The organism is Modestobacter sp. VKM Ac-2985 (assembly GCF_026967925.1).
Classification (GTDB): Bacteria; Actinomycetota; Actinomycetes; order Mycobacteriales; family Geodermatophilaceae; genus Modestobacter.
Window position 1 is genome coordinate 170,908 of the sequence record NZ_JAPVBI010000001.1, and the last position, 21,444, is coordinate 192,351.

At 74.4% G+C, this 21,444-nt stretch carries 15 protein-coding genes; 7 read left to right on the forward strand and 8 right to left on the reverse strand.

What is annotated here, in order from left to right; all coding sequences use genetic code 11:
- Positions 1–155 precede the first annotated feature (155 nt).
- Entirely contained in the window at positions 156–1,181 is a 1,026-nt protein-coding gene (locus O2V61_RS00760) for a GGDEF domain-containing protein (protein WP_269181432.1), read from the forward strand.
- On the opposite strand, the gene O2V61_RS00765 is transcribed toward O2V61_RS00760, so the two are convergent.
- The gene (locus O2V61_RS00765; protein ID WP_269181433.1) at positions 1,174–2,496 is read right to left on the reverse strand and encodes a Wzz/FepE/Etk N-terminal domain-containing protein; all 1,323 of its coding nucleotides are present in this window, start codon (positions 2,494–2,496) and stop codon (positions 1,174–1,176) included. The genes O2V61_RS00760 and O2V61_RS00765 overlap by 8 nt on opposite strands.
- Before the next feature lie 143 nt (positions 2,497–2,639).
- On the opposite strand from O2V61_RS00765, the gene O2V61_RS00770 reads away from it, so the two are divergent.
- The 5 genes from O2V61_RS00770 (at position 2,640) to O2V61_RS00790 (ending at position 13,129) form a co-directional block, all read left to right on the forward strand.
- Positions 2,640–3,548 carry a glycosyltransferase family 2 protein gene (locus O2V61_RS00770; protein ID WP_269181434.1) on the forward strand — a complete coding sequence of 303 codons (909 nt, stop codon included), beginning with the start codon at positions 2,640–2,642 and terminating at the stop codon, positions 3,546–3,548.
- Positions 3,545–4,828, forward strand: coding sequence for an O-antigen ligase family protein (locus O2V61_RS00775; protein ID WP_269181435.1), 1,284 nt, complete (start codon positions 3,545–3,547; stop codon positions 4,826–4,828). Before O2V61_RS00770 ends, O2V61_RS00775 begins: the two co-directional genes overlap by 4 nt.
- Entirely contained in the window at positions 4,818–6,077 is a 1,260-nt protein-coding gene (locus O2V61_RS00780) for a hypothetical protein (RefSeq protein WP_269181436.1), read from the forward strand. The genes O2V61_RS00775 and O2V61_RS00780 overlap by 11 nt, the downstream gene beginning before the upstream one ends.
- Positions 6,078–6,335: 258 nt before the next feature.
- Positions 6,336–12,110: a pectinesterase family protein gene (locus O2V61_RS00785; protein ID WP_269181437.1), complete on the forward strand. Its 5,775-nt coding sequence runs from the start codon at positions 6,336–6,338 to the stop codon at positions 12,108–12,110.
- A gap of 149 nt (positions 12,111–12,259) precedes the next feature.
- On the forward strand, positions 12,260–13,129 hold the full coding sequence (locus O2V61_RS00790) for a WecB/TagA/CpsF family glycosyltransferase (protein WP_269181438.1): 870 nt from the start codon (positions 12,260–12,262) through the stop codon (positions 13,127–13,129).
- A 19-nt stretch (positions 13,130–13,148) separates the two neighbouring features.
- On the opposite strand, the gene O2V61_RS00795 is transcribed toward O2V61_RS00790, so the two are convergent.
- The 7 genes from O2V61_RS00795 to O2V61_RS00825 form a co-directional block, all read right to left on the reverse strand.
- Entirely contained in the window at positions 13,149–14,264 is a 1,116-nt protein-coding gene (locus tag O2V61_RS00795) for an NAD(P)/FAD-dependent oxidoreductase (RefSeq protein ID WP_269181439.1), read from the reverse strand.
- 10 nt (positions 14,265–14,274) lie between these two features.
- Positions 14,275–14,847, reverse strand: a complete 573-nt coding sequence (locus O2V61_RS00800; protein WP_269181440.1) for a TIGR00730 family Rossman fold protein — start codon at positions 14,845–14,847, stop codon at positions 14,275–14,277.
- A gap of 142 nt (positions 14,848–14,989) precedes the next feature.
- A complete protein-coding gene (locus tag O2V61_RS00805; RefSeq protein WP_269181441.1) occupies positions 14,990–15,445 on the reverse strand; it encodes a MaoC family dehydratase in 456 nt (151 codons plus the stop codon).
- Positions 15,442–16,986, reverse strand: coding sequence for an acyl-CoA synthetase (locus tag O2V61_RS00810; RefSeq protein WP_269181442.1), 1,545 nt, complete (start codon positions 16,984–16,986; stop codon positions 15,442–15,444). The genes O2V61_RS00805 and O2V61_RS00810 overlap by 4 nt, the downstream gene beginning before the upstream one ends.
- Positions 16,983–17,846, reverse strand: a complete 864-nt coding sequence (locus tag O2V61_RS00815; protein ID WP_269182980.1) for an amidohydrolase family protein — start codon at positions 17,844–17,846, stop codon at positions 16,983–16,985. The genes O2V61_RS00810 and O2V61_RS00815 overlap by 4 nt, the downstream gene beginning before the upstream one ends.
- 14 nt (positions 17,847–17,860) lie before the next feature.
- Positions 17,861–18,769 carry an SDR family NAD(P)-dependent oxidoreductase gene (locus O2V61_RS00820; protein ID WP_269181443.1) on the reverse strand — a complete coding sequence of 303 codons (909 nt, stop codon included), beginning with the start codon at positions 18,767–18,769 and terminating at the stop codon, positions 17,861–17,863.
- Positions 18,770–18,836: 67 nt separating this feature from the next.
- Positions 18,837–19,679 carry a PaaX family transcriptional regulator gene (locus O2V61_RS00825; protein WP_269181444.1) on the reverse strand — a complete coding sequence of 281 codons (843 nt, stop codon included), beginning with the start codon at positions 19,677–19,679 and terminating at the stop codon, positions 18,837–18,839.
- 182 nt (positions 19,680–19,861) lie between these two features.
- Between O2V61_RS00825 and O2V61_RS22395 the strand changes: the two genes are divergently transcribed.
- The gene (locus O2V61_RS22395; RefSeq protein WP_269181445.1) at positions 19,862–21,424 is read left to right on the forward strand and encodes an ATP-binding cassette domain-containing protein; all 1,563 of its coding nucleotides are present in this window, start codon (positions 19,862–19,864) and stop codon (positions 21,422–21,424) included.
- Positions 21,425–21,444: the final 20 nt, after the last annotated feature.

Consider the following 21,444-nt stretch of genomic DNA (forward strand, 5'->3'; position numbering starts at 1 on the left):
GACACCGCACCATCCACCACGGCGGGCCCCCCACTCCGGTGGGGGGCCCGTCGCCGTCGGTGGCCGGCCTCACCCGTCCGGGGGGCCGACCGGACGGGCGGGTCCGGGCGATCTCCTGGGGTGCCGATCACCTGAGGGTGCAGATCACCCAGCGGATGAGGGCGCGGACCCCCCGTGCGGCGGCGCGGACCGCCGTCCCGGTGCTGCTGGTCTGTGCGGTGACGTTGCTGGTCTTCTCGCTGTTCGGGCCCAACGCGGTGACGGCGCGGGGTGTGGTCGCCTCCTGGGTGTGCGCCGCGGTGCTCGCCGTCCTGGCCCTGGTCTACCGGCGCACCGACCCGGCCCGGGTCGACGCCCGTGGCGGCTACGTGCTCATCGCCCTCCTGGGCGTCGTGCTGTGCTGCGGGATGAACTGGATCACCCGCGATCCCTCCGCCGGGGGTCAGGCGTTCCTCGCCTTCCCGGTGCTCTGGGCCGGCGTCCAGCTCCGCCGCACCGCGGTGGCCCTGGTGACCGCCACGGCGCTGGCCGGGGACGCCGTCGTGCTGTTCCACCTCCAGCCGGCCGGCCACGCGGTCAGCGACCTGAGCTTCTTCGGCGCCGTGCTGGTGGTCATGGCGACGATGCTGGTGCGCGCCGGGGAGACCCAGGACCGGCTGGTGGCCCAGCTGCAGCAGCAGGCCGCCACCGACTCCCTCACCGGGCTGGCCAACCGTCGGGTGCTCGACGCGGCGCTGAGCACGGCGCTGGCCGCCCCGGTCGCGCCGCGCGGCACCTCGCTGGTCCTGGTGGACGTCGACTCGTTCAAGGCGATCAACGACGAGCACGGCCACCCGGTCGGGGACGACGCCCTGGTGCACATCGCCGGGGTGCTGCGCTCGGTGGTCCGGGCCGGGGACGCCGTGCTCAGCCGGACCGGCGGTGACGAGCTCGCCGTCCTGCTGCCGGACTGCCCGGCGGACGTGGCCGCCGCCCGGGCCGCCGAGGTGCTCGACGCGGTGCGGGCTGCGCCCCTGGTGCTGCCCGACGGGACCCTGCTGGCGATCTCGGTGAGCCTGGGCGTGGCCCACGCCCCCACGCACGCCGTCGGGCTGGAGGAGCTCTACGCAGCCGCTGACGCCGCCCTGTACGCGGCCAAGCGCGCCGGCCGCGGCCGGGTCGAGATGGCCGCGGTCAGCTGACCCGGCGGGGGACCGCCCGGTCGGAGGACTCCAGGACGGCGCCGATCAGCGGCGCGCCGAGCGTGTGCAGGAGGGAGGTGACGTCGTGCAGCTCGCGTCGCGTCGTCCCACCGGCCCGGACGGCCAGGACCACCCCGTCGCTCAGCGTGGTCAGCGACGCGGCCCCCGAACGCTGGTCCAGCGGAGGGGGCACGACGATGGTGACGTCGGCGTCGCCGGCGACCTGGGTGAGGACCTCGGCCATCCGGGGGCCGTCGAGGAGGTCCTCGCCACCTGCGTCCGGCGCCCGGCCGGCCGGCAGCACCCGCAGGCCGTGCGGCCCCGGGCGCAGCGCCTCGGCGACGGTGAGGCGGCCGGCCAGCACCTCGGCCAGGCCGGGGGTCTGCTCCGGCAGGCCCAGCAGCCCGGCGGCCCGGGGGGCCCACAGGTCGGCCTCGACGAGCACCGTCCGCAACCGCGCGGCGGCGAACACCCCGGCCAGGTCCCAGCCCAGCGCGGCGCCGTCGGCGCGTGCCGTCGGGCCGAGCACGGTGACGGTGCGCGGTGCCGCGGTGCGGCGCCCGGGACGGTCCCCCAGGTGTGCCCGGATCCGGCGCAGCGCCTCGCCGCGCTCCGCGCCCAGGTCTCCGCCCCGACGCCGACGGTCGCGCTGCGGGACGACCGCGAGGGCCGGGACGCCGGCCGCGGCCAGCTCGTCGGCGTCCCGGACGGTGTCGTCCATCGACTCGCGGAGGAACGCGACGGCGACGCCGACGGCCAGCCCGAGCAGCGCGCCGACGGTGAGCAGCACCCCCGTGGTGGTCCCGGTCGGGGTGGTCGGCAGCGCCGCCGGCCGGATGGTGCTGACCTGCACGGTGTCCACGGTGGACCCCGGCGCGTCCTCCAGCTCGGCCAGCAGGTCGGAGAACGCACCCCCGGCGGCGTTGGCGATCTCCTGGGCGCGCTCGGGCACGGGGTCCTGCACGCGCACGGTGAGCAGCACCGTCTCCGCCGGCACCTCGACCGTCATCTCCCCGGCCACCTCGGCGCCGGTCAGGTCCAGGTCGAGGCCCTCGGCGACCCGCTCGCCGAGCAGCGGGCTGCCCAGCACGGCCGCGTAGGACTGCATCCGCTGCTGCAGGTAGGCGGTGTCCTGCCGGGTGACCACGCCGTCGTCGGCCTCCTCCGACGCGCCGAGGAACAGCTGCGCCTCGGCCGAGTACACCGGGGTGCGCAGCAGCGACCCGGCCAGGGCCAGGGCGATGCCGAGCAGGATGCACGCCGCGATGGGCAGTGCGCCGCGGCGGAGCGCGCGGGAGATCTCGCGGAAGGTCATGGAGGTGCCTCATCACATCGACGGTGTCCGGGTGGCGACGTCCGCACCTGTACCGTGCCCTCGGTGGCGCCGAGCCGACGTAGCGTAACGAGCCGCTCGCAGGAAGTCGTGGAGGGCGCACGTTCGTGGGCACGGAGACGCCAGTGACGGGCACGGGGAGCGCGGCTGCGCCGGCGGGCTCGGTCGGTGCCGTCTGCGTGCTGCACGGCGACCCGGAGGTGCCGGCGTGGCTGTTCCTGCTCGCCCGGGCGATGCCGCTGGTCCTGGTCGTCAACGACCCCGGGCCCGGGCGGTACGCCCGTCTGCCCGCGGCCGCGGTCACGCTGGTCAACGACGAGCCGGCGGGGTTCGCGGTGAACGTGGACCGGGGGGTCGACGCGCTGCTGGCGGCCGCGCCGGTCGACGTCCTGCTGAGCGTCAACTTCGACCTGGAGCTCGAGCTGGACGCCGTCGAGGAGCTGGTGGCCGCGCTCGACCGGCACCCGGAGGTGGCCGCCGTCGGGCCGCTGCTGACCGGGCACGACGGCGAGCCGGTGTTCAGCTCCGGCCGGCTGCCCCGTCCGGTGCTGGAGTTCCTGCGCGCCGCCGGCCTGCGCCAGGGCCGGCTGCTGCAGTGGCAGCGCCTGCTGCTGCGCCGCTCGGCCACCTGGCGGGCGCGCAACGCCGGGGCTCCCAGCGCGCCGGTCCGGCTGCTGCCGGACGGTGAGTACCTGCCGTGGACCTGCGTGGCGGTGCGCCGCGAGGCCTGGACGTCGGTGGGTCCGCTGGACCGCCGGTTCCGGCTGTACGCCGAGGACATCGACTGGTCGGTGCGGGCGGTCGCGGCCGGCTGGCGGCTGTGCCTGGTCACCCCCGGGTCCCCGGTGGTGCACGCCGAACGCTGGACCCGCAGCCCGACCACCGACGCCTGGTACGAGGCCAGCCACACCCGGCTGCACCGCAAGCACGGCTGGACGGCGTGCGGCCGCGCGCAGCGGGCCGGGCTGGCGCTGCGCCGCTGGACGCCGCTGCGCTGGGTCAGCCCGCTGGTCTGGGCGGAGATCCGCCGGTGACCTCCCCGGCGCTGTCCCGCCGCTTCGTGCTGGGCTACGCCGCCCTGTGGCTGGCCGGTGCGGGCTTCCTGTGGTGGCCGTGGCTGCTGGTCCGGCTGGTGCTGCGTGCCCGCGCCGAGCACCGGCCGCCGCTGCTGCTGACCGGGGTGGCCGGCTTCCTCGGGCTGAGCCTGCTGCTCGCGGTGGTGGAGGGTCCCCCGGCCGGGCGGGTGCTGGGCGCCGCGCTCAACCTGCTGGTGTGGGTCTGCGTCGTGCTGCTCGTCGCCGCCCGGCCGTCCCGGCGTCAGCTCGCCGAGGCCGCCGCGGGTCTGGTGGGGCTGGCCCTGGTCCAGGCCGCGCTGACCCTGATCGCCCTGCTGGTGTACCCGCGGGCACAGGACCTCGTGCTGCCGCTGGGGCGGCTGCTGCCCGACTCGGTGCTGGCCGATCCCAGCATCACCGCCTTCGTGGTCACCCACCTGGCCTTCCCCGACTACTTCGCGATGCCGGTCGTCCGCAGCGGCGGGATCCTCGGCAACCCGACCTGGGGCGGTGCGCTCGCCGCGCTCGGGATCCTCCTGCTGCTGGTGGACCCGTTCGGCCTGCGGCGCCCCGGGGTGCGCGGCTGGGCGCTCGCGGCGGTGGGCGTCGTCGTCCTGCTGCCGTCGCTGGTGCTGTCGTACTCGCGCAACACCGTGCTGGCCCTGGTGGTCGCCCTGGTCGCGGCCGGGGCGGTGCTGCTGCGGCGCCGGCTGGGCGGCCCCGGTTTCGCCGCTCTGCTGTCGCTGTCGGCTGCCGGTGCCGTCGCTGTGCTGGCGGCGCTGCCGGTCCCCGCGTTGATCGCGTCGCTGAACGGCACGCGCGCCGGGTCGGCCGAGACGCGCGGTGAGATCTACCTGATCACGCTGGACCGGGTGCTCGCCTCGCCCACCCCGCTGCTGGGCTCGGGGGTCAAGGAGCGGGTGCCCGGGCTGGTGGCCAGCCTGGGCAGCCACAGCAGCTACCTGGGCCTGCTCTACCGCGGCGGCGCGCTCGCCCTGCTGCTGTTCCTGGCTGCCCTGGTCGTGGCCGGCTGGGTGGCCTGGCGGCGCGGGGAGGCGGCGGCGCTCGCGCTGGTCGTCTTCACCGCGGTCTGGTCGGTGGCCGAGGACGTGGACGTGGGGCACTTCGTCCCGCTCGCGCTGGTGCTCGCACTCGGGTTGCTCGGGCAGCCCGACGACGCCGGACCGCCGGAGCACCCGGTCGGGGCAGCCGACCGTCCGGCACCGGTGGGCGCGGCAGCTGGTGCACGTGTCGGCTGAGCAGGCCATCCCGGGGGAGGAGGTGCGCCCCGGGCGTCAGCGGGTGTACACGCTGCTCGACCAAGGGCTGTCCAGCGTCACCAACTTCGCCCTGTCCCTGGTCGCTGCCCGGGAGCTGGCACCCACCGAGCTGGGCGCGTTCGCCGTCGCCGTGGCCACCTACCTGATCATGCTCGGGCTGGTGCGCGCGGCCTGCGGGGAGACGCTGCTGGTGCGCCATGCCGGGGCGCCGGCCGGCGACTGGCCGGTGCTGACCCGGGCGGTGACCGGGCTGGCCGCGGCAGGGGGGTGCCTCGCCGCCGCGCTGGTCGCGGCGGTCGGGCTGGTGATCGGCGGCCGCGTCGGACCGGCGCTGGTGGTGCTCGCGCTGACCCTGCCGGGCCTGCTGGTGCAGGACGCCTGGCGGTACTGCCTCCTGGGCGCCGGGCGGGCCGGGGCCGCATCGGCACTGGACGGCGTCTGGGTGGTGCTGCTCGTGCCGGCGTTCGCCGTCCCGCTGGTCGCCGACCGGGTGAGCGCCCCCTCGCTGCTGCTGGCGTGGGGGGTCGCCGGGGCGGCGTCGCTGCCGCTGGCGGTGCTGCTGGACCGGGTGCGCCCCGACGTCGTCCTGGGGTGGCGGTACCTGCGGGAGAACTCCCAGCTGATCCGGCGGTACTGCCTCGAGTCGCTCACCGGCTTCGGTGCCTACCAGGTGCTGGTCTACGCGCTCGCCGCACAGTTCGGCCTCGCCCTCGCGGGCGCGCTCCGGCTGGCGCTGACCGCGCTCAGCCCGGTCAACGTGCTGTTCCAGGGGGCTTACACGATCGCCACCGTGCGCAGCGTGCAGCTGCGCGGTCAGGGCGCGGGCCCGCACCAGCGCTGGTCGGTCACGGTCGGTGCGGCGCTGGCCGCGGTGGCGGTGCTCTGGACCGGGGTGCTGCTGCTCCTGCCCACCGGTGTGGTCAGCGTCGTGCTCGGGCCGGAGTGGCCGGAGGTCCGGGGCGTGGTGGCCGTGCTGGGTCTCTGGCTGGTGGCCGTCGGCGTCCAGTCGGGGGCGGCCACCGGGTTGCACGGGCTGGTCGACTCGCGCCGGAGCCTGGCCGCCCAGCTGATGTCCGCACCGGCGCTGCTGGTCCTGGCCTGGGCCGGCGCCGCGCTGGCCGGCGTCCTGGGCGTCGCGGTCGGCTACGTGGCGGCCGGGCTGGTCTCCGGGGTCGTCTGGTGGAGCCTCTACCGCCGCTCGCTGCGGCTGGGTCCCGCGCCGGTCTGACGCTCCGCACCGCCGTTCCATTGAGCGGAAAGTCACTCACACTACGTAGTCGAGCACCGGTATCGCTGCGAGAGGCCGTGCACTCGAACAGGTGAAACAGACCTCGGCTGCCTGAATGGCCATGACTCTGCGTTGCATCGCGCGCAATCGGGGTCGTAGCGTCCTGCCCCGAACCCCCGAGCGCCCACCGGTGTGCAGCTCGGCGTGTCGCCGTCCTCGGAGCCTGTCTCCCCGGCCCCTGCAGAGAAGAGCTCGTCTGTGTCTCGCGCTTCCCGCTCGCCCGCACTCGCCTCGCGTGCCGGCGCCGCCACCCTGGCGACCGCCGCACTGCTCGGCAGCCTCGTCGTCGGCGTGCCCAGCGCCGCCGCTGCCACCGGTTCGACCGCGCTTGCCGACTTCGACGGGGACGGCGCCAGCGACCTCGGCGTCTTCCGGCCCGCTGCGGGCCAGTTCCTGATCGAGGGCCAGGACACCACCTGGTGGGGCGGTGACGGGGACGTCGACGTCTCCGCCGACTACGACGGCGACGGCAGCGCGGACATCGCGGTGTTCCGCCCGTCGACGGGTCAGTGGTTCGTCGAGGGCGGTGCCAGCACGTACTGGGGCAGCCAGGGTGACGTGGCCGTGCCGGCGGACTACGACGGCGACGGCAGCGCGGACATCGCGGTGTTCCGCCCCTCGACGGGTCAGTGGTTCGTCGACGGTGGTGCCAGCACGTACTGGGGCGAGGCCGGGGACGTGGCCGTGCCGGCCGACTACGACGGGAACGGCACCGCCGACATCGCGGTGTTCCGCCCCTCGACGGGGCAGTGGTTCGTCGAGGGCGGTGCCAGCACGTACTGGGGCGGCGAGGGCGACGTGGCCGTGCCGGCCGACTACGACGGGAACGGCAGCGCGGACATCGCGGTGTTCCGCCCCTCGACGGGGCAGTGGTTCATCGAGGGCGGTGCCAGCACGTACTGGGGCAGCCAGGGTGACGTGGCCGTGCCGGCGGACTACGACGGCGACGGCGCCACCGACATCGCGGTGTTCCGCCCCTCGACCGGTCAGTGGTTCGTCGAGGGCGGTGCCAGCACCTGGTGGGGCGGCGCGGGCGACCTCGCGCTGACCCGGAGCCTGGGCGAGCGGCAGGCGGCCGACGCCGCGCCGGTCGACCCCACACCGGTCGACACCACCGCGCCGGCCGCGCCGGCCGACGTGACCACCGTGCTGGGCGACAGCTCGGTCACCGTCACCTGGGCACCTGCCGCCGAGGACGACCTCGCCGGCTATGACGTCCAGCGCACCGAGGCCGGCGGCGAGCCGGTCGAGCTGACCGACGCGACGCTCACCGGCACCTCGTTCACCGACGAGACCGCCACGGTCGGGACCCGGTACTCCTACACGGTCACCGCCACCGACACCGCGGCGAACACCTCGGCCCCCTCGACCGCCGCCGTCGCCACCCCGGTGGACGCCGACGTGGTCGTGGCCGCCGACGGGTCCGCCGACGCCACCACCGTGCAGGCCGGCGTCGACCTGGTGCCGAACAACGCCGACCACCGCGCCGACCCGCAGCTGGTGCTCGTCCAGCCGGGCACCTACGAGGGCCTGGTCACCTCGGGCAACCGGTACGGCGTCACGATGATGGGTGCCACCACCGACCCTGCCGACACCGTCCTGACCGCCGCCGACGCGGCGAACCCGACCGTCTCGCTCTCCGGAGCCGAGTGGTCGCTGCTGAACCTGACGGTGGCGAACACCAACGGCACCGGCGTCGCCGGCGCCCAGGCCACCGCGCTGAAGGTCAACTCCGGTGACCGCGACGTGTTCGACAACGTCGCCTTCCTCGGCAACAAGCAGACCCTGCAGCTGCAGACGTCGAACACGACGACCTACAGCCGGCTCTTCTTCTCGAACGCCTACGTCGAGGGTGGCCAGGACATCGTCCTGGGCCGTGCCGTCGCCGTCTTCGAGAGCAGCACGATCCACGTGCTCGACCAGCCCAACGCTGCGATCACCGACTCGTCGATCAGCTCGGAGCACCCCTACGGCTTCCTGATCACCGACAGCGAGATCGTCACCGACGGGGCCGCCGAGTCCATCTACCTGGGCCGCCCCTACCCGGCGAGCACCACCTCGCAGGCGCAGGTGACGATCCGCGACACCGAGCTGGGTGCGGCGATCAACACCGCCCAGCCGTGGAAGGACTGGAACGCCACGACCCCGTGGACCTCGGGTCGCTTCTCCGAGTACCAGAACACCGGCCCGGGCGCGACGGTCAACGCCAACCGCCCGCAGCTGACCGACGAGCAGGCCGCGCAGCACACCAAGGCCGCCTACCTCGCCGGCACCGACGGCTGGGCCCCGGTCGGGCAGCAGCTGCCCACCGAGCCCGCCGACACCACCGCCCCGGCAGCGCCGGCCGGCCTCACGGCCACCGCCGGCGACGGCCAGGTCGAGCTGACCTGGACGGCGAACGCCGACAGCGACCTCGCCGGCTACGACCTCTACCGGGCCGCAGGCACCACGGTCGAGGTGACGGCTGCGAACAAGGTGAACACCGAGCTGCTCACCGGCTCCTCCTACACCGACCGCGCCGTGGTCAGCGGCACCGGGTACGCCTACGTGCTCACCGCCGTCGACGGTGCGGGCAACGCGTCGGCCGCCTCGGCGACAGTCTCGGCCACCCCGACCGGTGAGGTGCTGCCGGCGCACGACCTGCTGGTCGCGCAGGACGGCTCGGGTGACTTCACCACCGTGCAGGCCGCCGTCGACGCCGCCGGCGCCGGCACGACGGGCGACCCGGTCGTCATCGCGATCAAGCCGGGCACCTACCGCGAGCTGGTCAGCATCCCCAAGAACGACGTCTCGCTGCTCGGCACCACCGGGACGGCCACCGACGTCGTGCTCAGCTACGACAACGCCGCCGGCACCATCAACCCGGCGACCGGCTCGGCCTACGGCACCGGCAACAGCCAGAGCGTGCTGGTCAAGGGCAACGACGTCACGGTCAGCGACCTGACGATCGAGAACGCCTTCGACGAGGCGGCGGCGACGTTCAACGACAAGCAGGCGGTGGCGCTGAACACCACCGGTGACCGGCTGGTCTTCGACAACGTGCGCCTGCTGGGCAACCAGGACACCCTGCTGGTCAACTCCGGTGACGCCAACCGGGTCGCCCGGTCCTACTTCGTGGACAGCTACGTCGAGGGCGACGTCGACTTCGTCTTCGGCCGGGGCACCGCGGTGTTCGACCGGAGCACGATCCACGCGCTGAGCCGGGGCAGCAGCTCCAACAACGGCTACCTCACCGCCGCGAGCACCGCGGACGACAACCGGTACGGGATCCTGATCACCGACAGCACGGTGACCAGCGACGCCCCGGCGGAGACCTTCTCGCTGGGTCGCCCGTGGCGCGGCTGGAGCGACGACTACACGAAGAACGGCGTCGAGATGCCGAACTCGCGTGGTCAGGTCACCATCCGCGAGACCGAGCTGCCCGCCGCGATCCGGACCAGCCAGCCGTGGGCCGACATGTCCCCGAACCTGTGGACCGACGGTCGCTTCGCCGAGTACGCCAACACCGGTGCCGGTGCGACGGTGAACGCCAACCGTCCGCAGCTGACCGCCGCCGAGGCCACCGAGTACACCAAGTGGGACTACCTGGCCGGCAGCGACAGCTGGAACCCGATCGGCTCCGAGGAGCCGGCGGCCGGCGACATCACCGCCCCGGCAGCACCGGCCGGCCTCACCGCCGCCACGGACGGCGCCGGTGTGGCCGTGACGTGGACGGCGAACGGCGAGGCCGACCTGGCCGGCTACCACGTCTACCGGGCCACCGGCAGCACGGTCGAGGCCACCGCGGCCAACCAGCTGACCACCGAGCTGCTCACGGAGGCCGGCTACCGCGACACCGCCGTCTCCCCGGGCGTCGAGTACAGCTACCTGGTCACCGCGGTGGACACCACCGGCAACGTGTCGGCCGCCTCGGCGCCGGCCACGCTGACCACCGGGGGCACGCCGCTGCCCGACCACGACCTGCTGGTCGCCCAGGACGGGTCCGGTGACTTCACCACCGTGCAGGCCGCGGTGGACGCCGCCGGCGCAGGCACCGCAGCCGACCCGGTCGTCATCGCGGTCACCCCGGGTGAGTACCGCGGGGTCGTCGCGATGCCGCGGGACCACGTGACGCTGATCGGGACCACCGGCAACGCCGCGGACGTCGTCATCGTGGAGGACAACGCCGCCGGCACGACCAAGCCCGACGGTTCGGGCACCTACGGCTCGTCCGGCAGCGCCACGGTGCTGATCAAGGGCAGCGACATCACCGTCCGGGACCTCACCTTCGCCAACGACTTCGACGAGGCCACCTCGACGCTGTCGGCACAGCAGGCGCTGGCGCTGAAGACCCAGGGTGACCGGCTGGTCTTCGACAACGTCCGGTTCCTGGGCGACCAGGACACGCTGATGGTCGACTCGCCCGGCACCGGCGTGCAGGCGCGGTCGTACTTCGTGGACAGCTACGTCGAGGGCGACGTGGACTTCATCTTCGGCCGGGGCACCGCGGTGTTCGACCGGAGCACGATCTTCGCGTCCACCCGGGGCAGCAGCTCCAACAACGGCTACATCACGGCCGGCAGCATCGACATCAGCCTCCCGTACGGGATCCTGATCACCGACAGCACCGTGGAGAGCGACGCCCCGGCGGGCACCTTCCACCTGGGCCGCCCGTGGCACCCCAGCGGTGACGTGAACGCGATCGCCCAGGTCGTCATCCGCGACACCGAGCTGCCCGCGGCGATCAAGTCCGCGCCGTGGACGGACATGAGCGGGTTCTCCTGGACCGAGGCCCGGTTCTCCGAGTTCCAGAACACCGGCCCGGGTGCCGGGGTCAACGAGAACCGTCCGCAGCTGAGCGCCGCCGAGGCCGAGCAGTACACCAAGTGGGACTACCTGGCCGGCAAGGACGGCTGGAACCCCACCGGTGAGGTCGAGCCGCCGCCGTCGGACACCACCGCGCCGGCCGCGCCGGCCGGGCTCGCCGCCACGGTGGCACCGGGTGCGGTGACGCTGGACTGGGCCGACAACGCCGAGTCCGACGCCGCCGGGTACGTGGTCTACCGCGCGCTGACCGAGGCCGGCAGCTACGCCCGGCTCACCAGCAGCCCGATCACCGCCTCGACCTACCTGGACAACACCGTCCCGGTCGGCTCCACCGGGTGGTACCGGGTCACCGCGGTCGACGTCACGGGCAACGAGTCCGCGGCGGCGACGGCGAGCGCGACGGTGACCGAGGGCAGCGGAGAGACCCGCCCGCTCAGCGTCTTCGTCATCGGTGACTCGACCGCGTCGGTCTACCAGGCCAACGAGGGCCCGCGGACCGGCTGGGGCCAGGCCCTGGGGCTGTTCACCACCGAGAACGCCACGGTGGTCGACTACGCCAAGTCCGGGGCCAGCTCCAAGGACTACTACGACAGCGGCCTGTTCGACCGGACGCTGGCGGAGATCCAGCCGGGTGACTTCCTGCTCATCTCCTTCGGGCACAACGACCAGAAGGACGACGACCCGAGCCGGTACACCGACCCGTACGGCACGTACCAGGAGTACCTGCAGCGCTACATCGACGGTGCCCGGGCCGCCGGGGCCACCCCGGTGCTGGTGACCTCGGTCGAGCGCCGTCGGTTCGACGAGGCCGGCGTCGCGAAGACCACCCACGGCGAGTACCCGGCCGCGATGCGGGCGCTGGCCGCCGAGCAGGGCGTCGCGGTGGTCGACCTGACCGCCATGAGCACCGACCTGTGGAACGAGCTGGGCCCGGAGGGGACGAAGGACTACTTCCTCCACGTCGAGCCGGGTGAGTACCCGAACTACCCGGACGGCCGCGCGGACGACACCCACTTCCAGGCGCGGGGGGCGATCGAGCTGGCTCGTATCGTCGCCACGTCCCTGGCCGAGCAGGGGGTCCTGCCGGCGGGTGGCGACTACTTCCAGCGGCTGGACGGCGCGGTCGCCGACGACGAGGTCGTCTGGCCGGCCAAGCGCCCGATCTGACCCCACCGGGTCCTCGTCACCCGGGCGGGTGGGCAGGCTGCGGCCCGCTCACCCGCCCGGGTGACGCACCTGCCCGTGGACGAGCACCGGGGCTCCACCACGGGATCGAATGGCCGTGCACAACAGGATCGACGAGGCGAGGACGGTACGTGCGCACCCCGGACACCCCACCGCTCGGCTCCGTCGTCGACTTCACCACCGAACGGGCCCTCCGCCGGGCCGAGCCGGTCACCCGGCCCGCGCCGGCCGCGCAGGCCGACCCGGTCGCCGAGGTGGCCGGCCACCTCGCCCGGCTGCACGACACCGGCCAACCGGTGGCCACCGTCTCCTGGGTCAACCACCACAGTGCCCTGGCGCTGCTGCACGCCGACCCCGAGCTGCTGGGCCGCCTCACCTACCTCGGCGTCGACGGCCTGTTCCTGCGCAGCCTGCTCGGCGGCGGGCTGGTGCCGCGGACCAGCGCCGACCTCGTCCTCCCGGAGCTGCTCGGTCGGCTCCGGGCGCCCCGGGTCGCCGTGGTCGGCGGCCGGCCGGAGGACGTCGCGAGCCTGCGCCGCGCGGTGGCCGCGCTGCTCCCGCCGGACGGCGAGATCGTCTCCGTCCGGGACGGCTACGCCGGCCGCCCGGCCGCCGACGAGCTGGACGTCTGGCTGGCCCGCACCCGGCCGACCGTGGTGCTGGCCGGGCTCGGCGCACCGCTGCAGGAGCAGTTCGTGCTGGACGTCGCCCGGCACCTGCCGCAGGGGCTGGCGCTCACCTGCGGGGGCTTCCTCGACCAGGTGCAGCAGGCCGGCTACTACCCGGCCTGGGCCTACCCGCTGAAGCTGAACTGGCTGGTGCGACTGGCCCGCGAGCCGCGGCGGATGTGGCGGCGCTACTCGGTCGAGGCGCTGGCGGCCCTGCGCGCCCGTGCCGCGCTGCGCGCCGAGGTGCTCGCCGCCCCGGGGTTCCGGCGGCTGCGGTGGTACGCCTGGCCCGAGGTCGACGACCGGTGGGCCGCCGAGGCCAGCAGCTCCTGAGCCGGGGCGACCGACCCGGTCAGCGCAGTCGGCGGGCCGTGGCCGCCAGGGTCCGGGCGGTGAGCCGTCCGTCGGCCAACCCGAGGGCGACGACGTCGTCGAAGACCCGCTGGTCGGCCTGGGCGGCCCGCACGGCGGCGTCCATCAGCACCGGCCACCGGCTCAGCTGGGAGGTCACCGAGGACGCGCGGAGGTGCCCGCCGAGCCGGCGGCGCAGCAGCCGCCGGTGCACCTCACCGGCGCGCGCCCCGGAGCCGGCGGCCGCGCCGGCCAGCGCGCCGGAGAGCACGGCGTAGAAGATCCCCTCCCCGGTCAGCGGGTTGATCAGCGACTGCGCGTCCCCGGCCAGCAGCACCCGGCCGCCGGGCAACCGGGGCCGGCCGGTCGACAGCGGCAGCCGGTGCGCCCGCAGCCCCTCGGGCTGCACGCCCGGCAGCATCCGGTGCAGCCCGGCGACGAGCTCGGTGCGGGTGACGCCCCCGGAGACCAGCTCGCCGTAGCCGACGTTGGCCCGCCCGTCGCCGAGCGGGAAGGACCAGGCGTAGGCCGGCCACCGCTGGTCGGTGGTGGTCACCACCTGCACGCCGTCCATGCCGGGGAGCACCGGCGCGTAGCCGCGGATCGCCACGGCCAGCCGGTCCGGCGGGTTGGGGGCGATCCCGAGCGCCCGGCGCACCACCGACTCGGCGCCGTCGGCGCCCACCAGCACCCCGGCCCGGACGACGCCGTCGACCTCGACGTGCGTGCGGTGCACGGTGACCTGGCGGACGGTGTGCCGGCGGAACCGGACACCGGTGGCCAGCACCTGCTCCAGCAGCCGCCCGTCGAGGACCGCGCGCGGGACGACGAGCGACGGCCGGTGCAGGGTGCGCTCGACCGTCGTCCCGCCCGGGCCCTGCATCCGCAGCCGGGGGACGGCGGGGAACCCCGCGGTCAGGGCCGGGACGTCGATCCCCAGCCCGGCGAGCACGTCCAGCGCCTCGGGCGCGATGCCGTCGCCGCAGACCTTGTCCCGGGGGAAGTCGGCCCGGTCGAGCACCAGCACGTCGGCGTCCGGCCGGGCCCGGCGGACGGCGGCCGCGCACGCCGCACCGGCCGGCCCGCCCCCGACCACGACGACGTCCGCGTGCTCCATGGCCAGCAGGCTAGGCGGCCGGCGGCGGGGTCCACTTGCGCGCCGGGTGTTCATAGCCCGCGACGAAGGCCAGCAGCTCCGCCGCGTCGTGCACCACGCCGAGCGCGTCGAGCCGGTTCGCGGCCAGGTAGCCGTCGTCGACCATCCGGCGCAGCTGGTCCAGCAGCGGCTGCCAGAACCCGTCGACGTCCAGGAGCGCGGTCGGCTTGGCGTGCAGCCCGAGCATCCCCCAGGTCCACGCCTCGAACAGCTCCTCCAGGGTGCCGGCGGCTCCGGGCAGCGCGACGAAGGCGTCGGACAGGTCGGCCATCACCGCCTTGCGCTCGTGCATCGTCTGCACGACCTCCAGCCGGGGCAGCCCGGGGTGCGCGACCTCGTCGTCGACGAGGTGCTGCGGGATCACCCCGACCACCTCGCCGCCGGCGGCCAGCGCCGCGTCGGCGACGACGCCCATCAGGCCCACGTTCCCGCCGCCGTAGACGATGCCGACGCCGGCCCGGGCCAGCTCGGTGGCGAAGGTGGCGGCGGCCAGCTGGTGGGACGGCGGCCCGGCGTGGGACCCGGTGAAGACGGCGATGCGCACCCCGCCACGGTAGGCAGCGCTCCGAGCCCCCACCCGGCGGGTGGGGGGCATAGGAACCTATTCACCCGGTGTGGCTCCGGATACTGGGTGAATAGGTTCCTATGCCTGAAGCGGCGGAGGGTCCCGGCGGCGGGGGCCTTCCTCAGGCGTACGCGCGGGTGACCCACTCGGCGATGCAGACCGGCTTGTCGCCGCCCTCGCGCTCGATGGTGACGGCGAAGGTGTTCTGCAGCCCGCCGGCGACCTCCTCCACGTCCTTGAGCGTCACGTGGGCACGGACCTTGGAGCCGACCGGCACCGGCGCGGGGAACCGGACCTTGTTCAGCCCGTAGTTCACGCCCATCTTCGCGTCGGTGATCGTGTAGGTCTGGGTGACCAGCGGCACGAGCAGCGACAGGGTCAGGTAGCCGTGGGCGATCGGGCCGCCGAACGGGCTCTCGGCCTTGGCCCGCTCCACGTCGACGTGGATCCACTGGTGGTCCCCGGTGGCGTCGGCGAACAGGTTGACCGCCTCCTGGGTCACCTCGTGCCAGTCGCTGGTGCCCAGCTCCTGGCCCTTCAGCGCGGGCAGTTCGGCGATCGTCGTGGTGGTGCTCATGCGTCCTCCTCGGTTGGCGCGTACATCTGTCGCAGGTCCGGCTTGCGGATCTTGCCGGTCGCGGTCTTGGGCAGCTCGTCCACGTAACGGACCTCCTTGGGCACCTTGAACCCGGCAAGCCGTTCCCGCAGTGCGGCGCGGAGCGCGTCGGCGTCCCGGGGTGCTCCGGGCACGGGGACGACGACGGCCAGGCCGACCTCGCCCCAGTGCGGGTCGGGGGTGCCGATCACCGCGACCTCCTGCACCTCGGGGAGCTCCAGCATCACCGACTCGACCTCGGCCGGGTACACGTTCTCCCCGCCGGAGATGATCATGTCCTTGTAGCGGTCGCGGATGTAGAGGTAGCCGTCGGAGTCGGTGGAGCCGGCGTCCCCGGAGTGGTACCAGCCGTCGACGATCGCGGCCGCGGTGGCCTCGGGCGCGTTCCAGTACCCGGCCATGACGTTCGGCCCGGACAGCACGATCTCGCCGACCTCGCCCGGCGGGCACTCGGTCCCGTCCGGCCGGACGACCCGGACGTCGGTGAAGAACTGCGACTTCCCGGCGGACCCGACCTTGGTCACCGCGTCCGCGCTGTCCAGCGCGGTGCCGGCCGGGGCCGTCTCGGTCATCCCGTAGGCCTGCTGCACGGTCACCCCGCGCTCCAGCCAGGTGCGCAGCAGCGGCAGGGGGAGGGGTGCGCCGGCGGCGCCGATGGTGCGCAGCGCCGACAGGTCGAGGGTGCCGAAGCCGGGCTGGCGGCTGAGCGCGTCGAGCATCGTGGGGACGGCGAAGAACGACGTCACCCGCTGCTCGGCGATGACCGCGAGCGTCGCCGGCGGGTCGAAGCCCCGGACCAGCACGACGCAGCCGCCGCGCAGCAGGGTCGGGTTGAGCGTCCCGTTCAGCCCGCCGATGTGGAACAGCGGGGCCAGGGCCAGGGTGCGCTCGTCCGGCGTGAAGTCGAAGCCCAGCACCTGGCTCATGCACGACCAGGTCATGTTCCCGTGGGTGAGCACCGCGCCCTTGGGCCGCCCGGTGGTGCCGGAGGTGTACATGACCAGGCAGACGTCGTCGAGGGTGACCAGCTCGTCGCGCAGCACCGGCTCCGCCTCCGCCAGCAGCGTCGCCCAGTCCAGCGAGTCGGCGCCACCGGCCAGTGGGGGCTCGGCGGCCACCCAGTGCCGGACGGCGGGCAGGGCCGCGCGGAGGGTGTCCGCCGTCGCCCCGTGCTCCCGGCCGTGCACGACCAGGGACGCCCCGGAGTGCTCGAGCACGTACTGCGCCTCGGGCGGGGTGAACCGGGCGTTCACCGGCACCCAGATCGCGCCCAGCTGGCCGCAGGCGTAGAGCACCTCCAGCCCGGCGGGGTGGTTCGTGCCGAACCACGCGACCCGGTCGCCGCGCTGCACGCCGAGCTCGGCCAGCGCGGTGGCGGCCCGCCGCACCCGCAGCGCGAACTCGCCGTGCGTCGTCGTCGTGCCCTCGAACCACAGCGCCGGCTTGTGCGGTGAGCTGCGCAGCCGGCGCTCGGGCCAGGAGCCCAGTCCGGCGTTCCTCACCGCAACCCCAGGGCCACGATCGCGTTCTCCTTCATGATCAGCGGCCGGACCTCGTCCTTGATCTCCAGGGCCTCGAAGTCGCGGATCCAGCGCTCGGGGCGCAGCAGCGGGTAGTCCGAGCCGAAGAGCACCTTGCGCTTGAGCATCGTGTTCGCCGCGCGGACCAGCTGCGGCGGGAAGTACTTCGGTGACCAGCCGGACAGGTCGATGTAGACGTTGGCCTTGTGGGTGGCCACCGAGATCGCGGCGTCCTGCCAGGGCACCGACGGGTGGGCCATGATGATCGTCAGGCCCGGGAAGTCGGCGGCGACGTCGTCGAGCAGCATCGGGTCGGAGTAGCGCAGCTTGATCCCGCGCCCACCGGGGAGCCCGGCGCCGATCCCGGTCTGCCCGGTGTGGAACAGCGCCGGGACGCCGAGGGACTGCAGCTCCTCGTACAGCGGGTACACCGCACGGTCGTTGGGCAAGAAGTCCTGCAGGCTGGGGTGGAACTTGAACCCCCGCACCCCGTGCTCCTGCACCAGCCGGCGGGCGGCGCGGATGCCGGCCACCCCGCGCGCCGGGTCGATCGACCCGAACGGGACGAGCACGTCGGGGTGCTCCGCGGCGAGGTCGGCGATCTCCTCGTTCGACAGCGTCAGCTGCCCGGTGGCTGCCTCGGCGTCGACGGTGAAGACGACCGCGGCCATCTTCTTGTCCCGGTAGTCCGCAGCGATGTCCGGGACGGTCGGGTCGTACGGGTCGCCCTTGAAGTACTGGCTGGCGGCGGCGTTGAGCTCGTCGTCCAGCGCGAGGTGCCCGTGGGAGTCGGCGTGCACGTGGACGTGCACGTCGATCGCGACCAGCGCGTCCAGGTCCAGCCCGGTCGGGGCCGTCACTGGGGAGGCTCCGGCAGCTGCTGGCCGACGGTCTGGTGCGCCGCGGCGAACCGCTGGGGCCACACGTCGGCGATGGCGTCGGGCGACCAGCCGGTGCCGTCGGCGAACTCGACGACGACCTCGGTCGGGTGGGTCCACAGGGCCAGCCGGTCACCGCCGATGCCCACGGCCTGCCCGGTGATCCCGGCCGCGGCGTCGGAGGCGAGGAAGGCCACCAGGCCGGCGGCGTCCTCAGGACTGCCGAAGCCCAGCTCCTGACGGGCGTAGGCCGGCAGCGGGTCGCCGGCTGCGAGGGCGTCGACGTAGGGCTTGAGGAAGGGCACGGTCTCGGTCATCGCGGTGGCGGCGACCGGGACGACGGCGTTGACGGTGATCTCGGCCCGGGCCAGCTCCATCGCCCAGGTGCGCACCATGCCGACGATCCCGGCCTTGGCGGCGGCGTAGTTGGTCTGGCCGAAGTTGCCGACCTGGCCGGTGGGGGAGCCGATGCAGATGATCCGGCCGCCCTCGCCCTGCTCGCGCATCCGCACTGCGGCGGCGCGGGTGCAGGTGAAGGTGCCGCGCAGGTGCGTGGTCAGCACCGCGTCGAACTGCTCGTCGGTCATCTTCCACAGCGTGGTGTCGCGCAGGATGCCCGCGTTGTTGACCAGCACGTCCAGCCGGCCGAACTCCGCCACCGCCCGGTCGACCAGGGCCTGGGCGGCCTCGCTGCTGCCGACGGCGACGACCTCGGCGACGGCTGTCCCGCCGGCCGCGGTGATCGAGGCGACGGCCGCCTCGGCGACGGCGGGGTCGACGTCGTTGACGACGACGGCGGCCCCGTGGCGGGCGAGCTCGGTGGCGTAGGCGAGGCCGAGGCCCCGCCCGGATCCGGTGACGACGGCGACCTTGCCGGTCAGGTCCATGGGTGCTCCTTCGTTCGACGCCGTGGTGGCGACGGTTGGGGACATCTGGTGGGTCGGTGGGTGGGTGTCACGGGCCGGGTGCGGCCCGGATCGCCCGGGTCAGGGCGGCCTCGGCCCCGGGCCGGAGTGCGGCGAACGTCCGCCGGTAGAGCTCGGTGCTGCGGGCGGCCGGCCAGTCCGGGCCGAGGTGGCGCGCGGGGAGCCCGGGGTCGGTGCCCAGCAGCCGGAGCCAGTCGGCGATGAGCAGGGTCGCCCGCGCGAGCTCGCTGAGCTGCTCCGGTGGGGTGCTCCAGGCCTGCAGGAAGAGCCGGTGCGCGGCGAGCACGGCCGGGACGTCCCAGGCCCGGTGGACCATCCCGTCGACGTCGGTGCCCGGCAGCGGCTGCGCGGCGAACCAGTCGGCCAGCCCGGCGGCGTCCTCCAGGCCGGCCTCGGCGAAGACCTCTGCGACGTCGACCGTGCCCGGGGCGATCCACAGCCCGTCGCGCAGCCCGCCGAAGCCCGCCCACGCCAGCCGGGAGCGCACCCGGTGCCGGAGGTCGCGCAGGCTCTCCGGCATCGAGTAGCTCAGCAGCGTCCAGCTGCCCTCCGGGTGCTCGAACGGGGTGGGGGAGTCGACCCGTCGGCCGGCCCGGCTCAGCACCCCCTCGCTCAGGGCGGTCAGCTGGTAGCGCGCGGTCCGCCCCACCTGCGACCGCTCCAGGAGGCCGCGGTGGGTCATCCGCTTCAGCGTGGCCCGGGCGGCGGCCTCGGTGACGCCGAGCTCCCCGAGGAGGTCGAGCAGCACCACCGCCGGCAGCGGGGGCACCTCCCGGCCCTGCACGAGACCGCCGAGGAAGCCCAGCAGCAACGACTGGGGCCGGTGCGGCCCGTCCGCCCCGCGGTCGGCCGGCGCCGGCTGGGTGCTCACGGCTGTGCCCACGTCCGCAGTCGCCTCCACAAGACCCCCCCGTCCGAGCCGCCGGGCGGCGGCTCGGGCACAAAGCTAGACAACTCCTTGACGCGCGTCGAGACCCTCTCTAGCTTTCCTGTGACACGGACCACGTCGGGCGAGCACCGCTCGGCCTCTCGGAGCGACCAGGAAGGACGGCGATGACCGAACCGCTGCTGAGCGTCGAGCACCTCGACGTCTCCTACGACGGCGCCGTCCAGGCGTTGCGCGACGTGTCGCTGGAGGTCGCGGCCGGGTCGGTCGTCGCCGTCCTCGGCTCCAACGGCGCCGGGAAGACGTCCCTGCTGCGGGCGGTCTCCCGAGCCCTCGGCTCCTACGGCGGCGCGGTCACCGGCGGCACGATCCGCTACCAGGGCGTCGACCTCGCCGGGGTGGACACCTCCACGGTGGTCCGGCGCGGGCTGGTCCAGGTGCCCGAGGGGCGGCGCGTCTTCCGGGACCTCACCGTGGAGGAGAACCTGCGCGCCGGCGGGTTCACCGTCCGTGACGCGAAGGCCCGGGACGAGGCCCGGGACCGGGTCTTCGACCTCTTCCCGGTGCTCGCCGAGCGCCGCACCCAGCTCGGCGGGCTGCTGTCCGGCGGCCAGCAGCAGATGCTGGCGATGGGCCGGGCGCTGATGACCTCCCCGCAGCTGCTGCTGCTGGACGAGCCCTCGCTCGGTCTCGCCCCGCTGCTGGTCGACCAGATCGGCGAGATCGTCACCACGATCAACGCCCAGGGCACCGCCGTCCTCCTCATCGAGCAGAACGCGGTGATGGGCCTGCGCGTCGCCGACCGGGCCTACGTGCTCGAGGTCGGCCACGTGACCGCGTCCGGCAGTGCCGACGAGCTCGCGGCCAGCGACGACGTCCGGCAGCGCTACCTGGGCGCCGCCGCGCCGGAGCGTCCCGCGGCCGTCGTCGTCACCGAGCCGGGGATCCCGACCGCGGAGGCGCCCAAGCGGCTCGCCGTCGAGGGGCTGACCGTGCGGTTCGGTGGCATCGCCGCACTGTCGGAGGTCTCCTTCGCCGTCGAACCCGGCACCGTGCACGCGCTGATCGGGCCGAACGGGGCGGGCAAGTCCACCTGCATCAACGTGCTCGGCGGCGCCTACCGCGCCACCGAGGGCCGGGTGACCTACGGCGGGGACGAGCTGACCGCGCTGCCCTCCCACCGGACCGCCGGGCTGGGCGTCGCGCGGACCTTCCAGAACATCTCGCTGGCCCTCGAGGACACCGTCGAGGACAACCTGCTGGTCGGCCGGCACCGGCTGATGCGCTCCGGTGTCCTGGCCAGTGCCCTGCGCACGCCCGGGGCCCGCCGCGAGGAGCGCGCCCACCGGGCGACCGTGCGCGACATCGCCGACCTGCTCGGCCTGGGCCCGCTGCTGCAGGTGCCCGTGCACGGCCTGTCCTACGGCAACCGCAAGCGCGTGGAGATGGGCCGGGCGCTGGCCGCCCGACCGTCCCTGCTGCTGCTGGACGAGCCGGTCGCCGGGATGACCCACGGGGAGTCGCAGGAGATGGCCGAGACGATCCGCCAGGTGCGCCGGGACCTGGGGCTGTCGGTGCTGCTCGTCGAGCACGACATGCCCTTCGTGATGGGCCTCGCCGAGCAGGTCACCGTCCTGGACTTCGGCAAGAAGATCGCCGAGGGCACCCCGGCCGAGGTCCAGCGCGACCCCGAGGTGCTCCGGGCCTACCTCGGGGCGTCGGCGGCGTGAACGACAGCGGAGCGGAGACC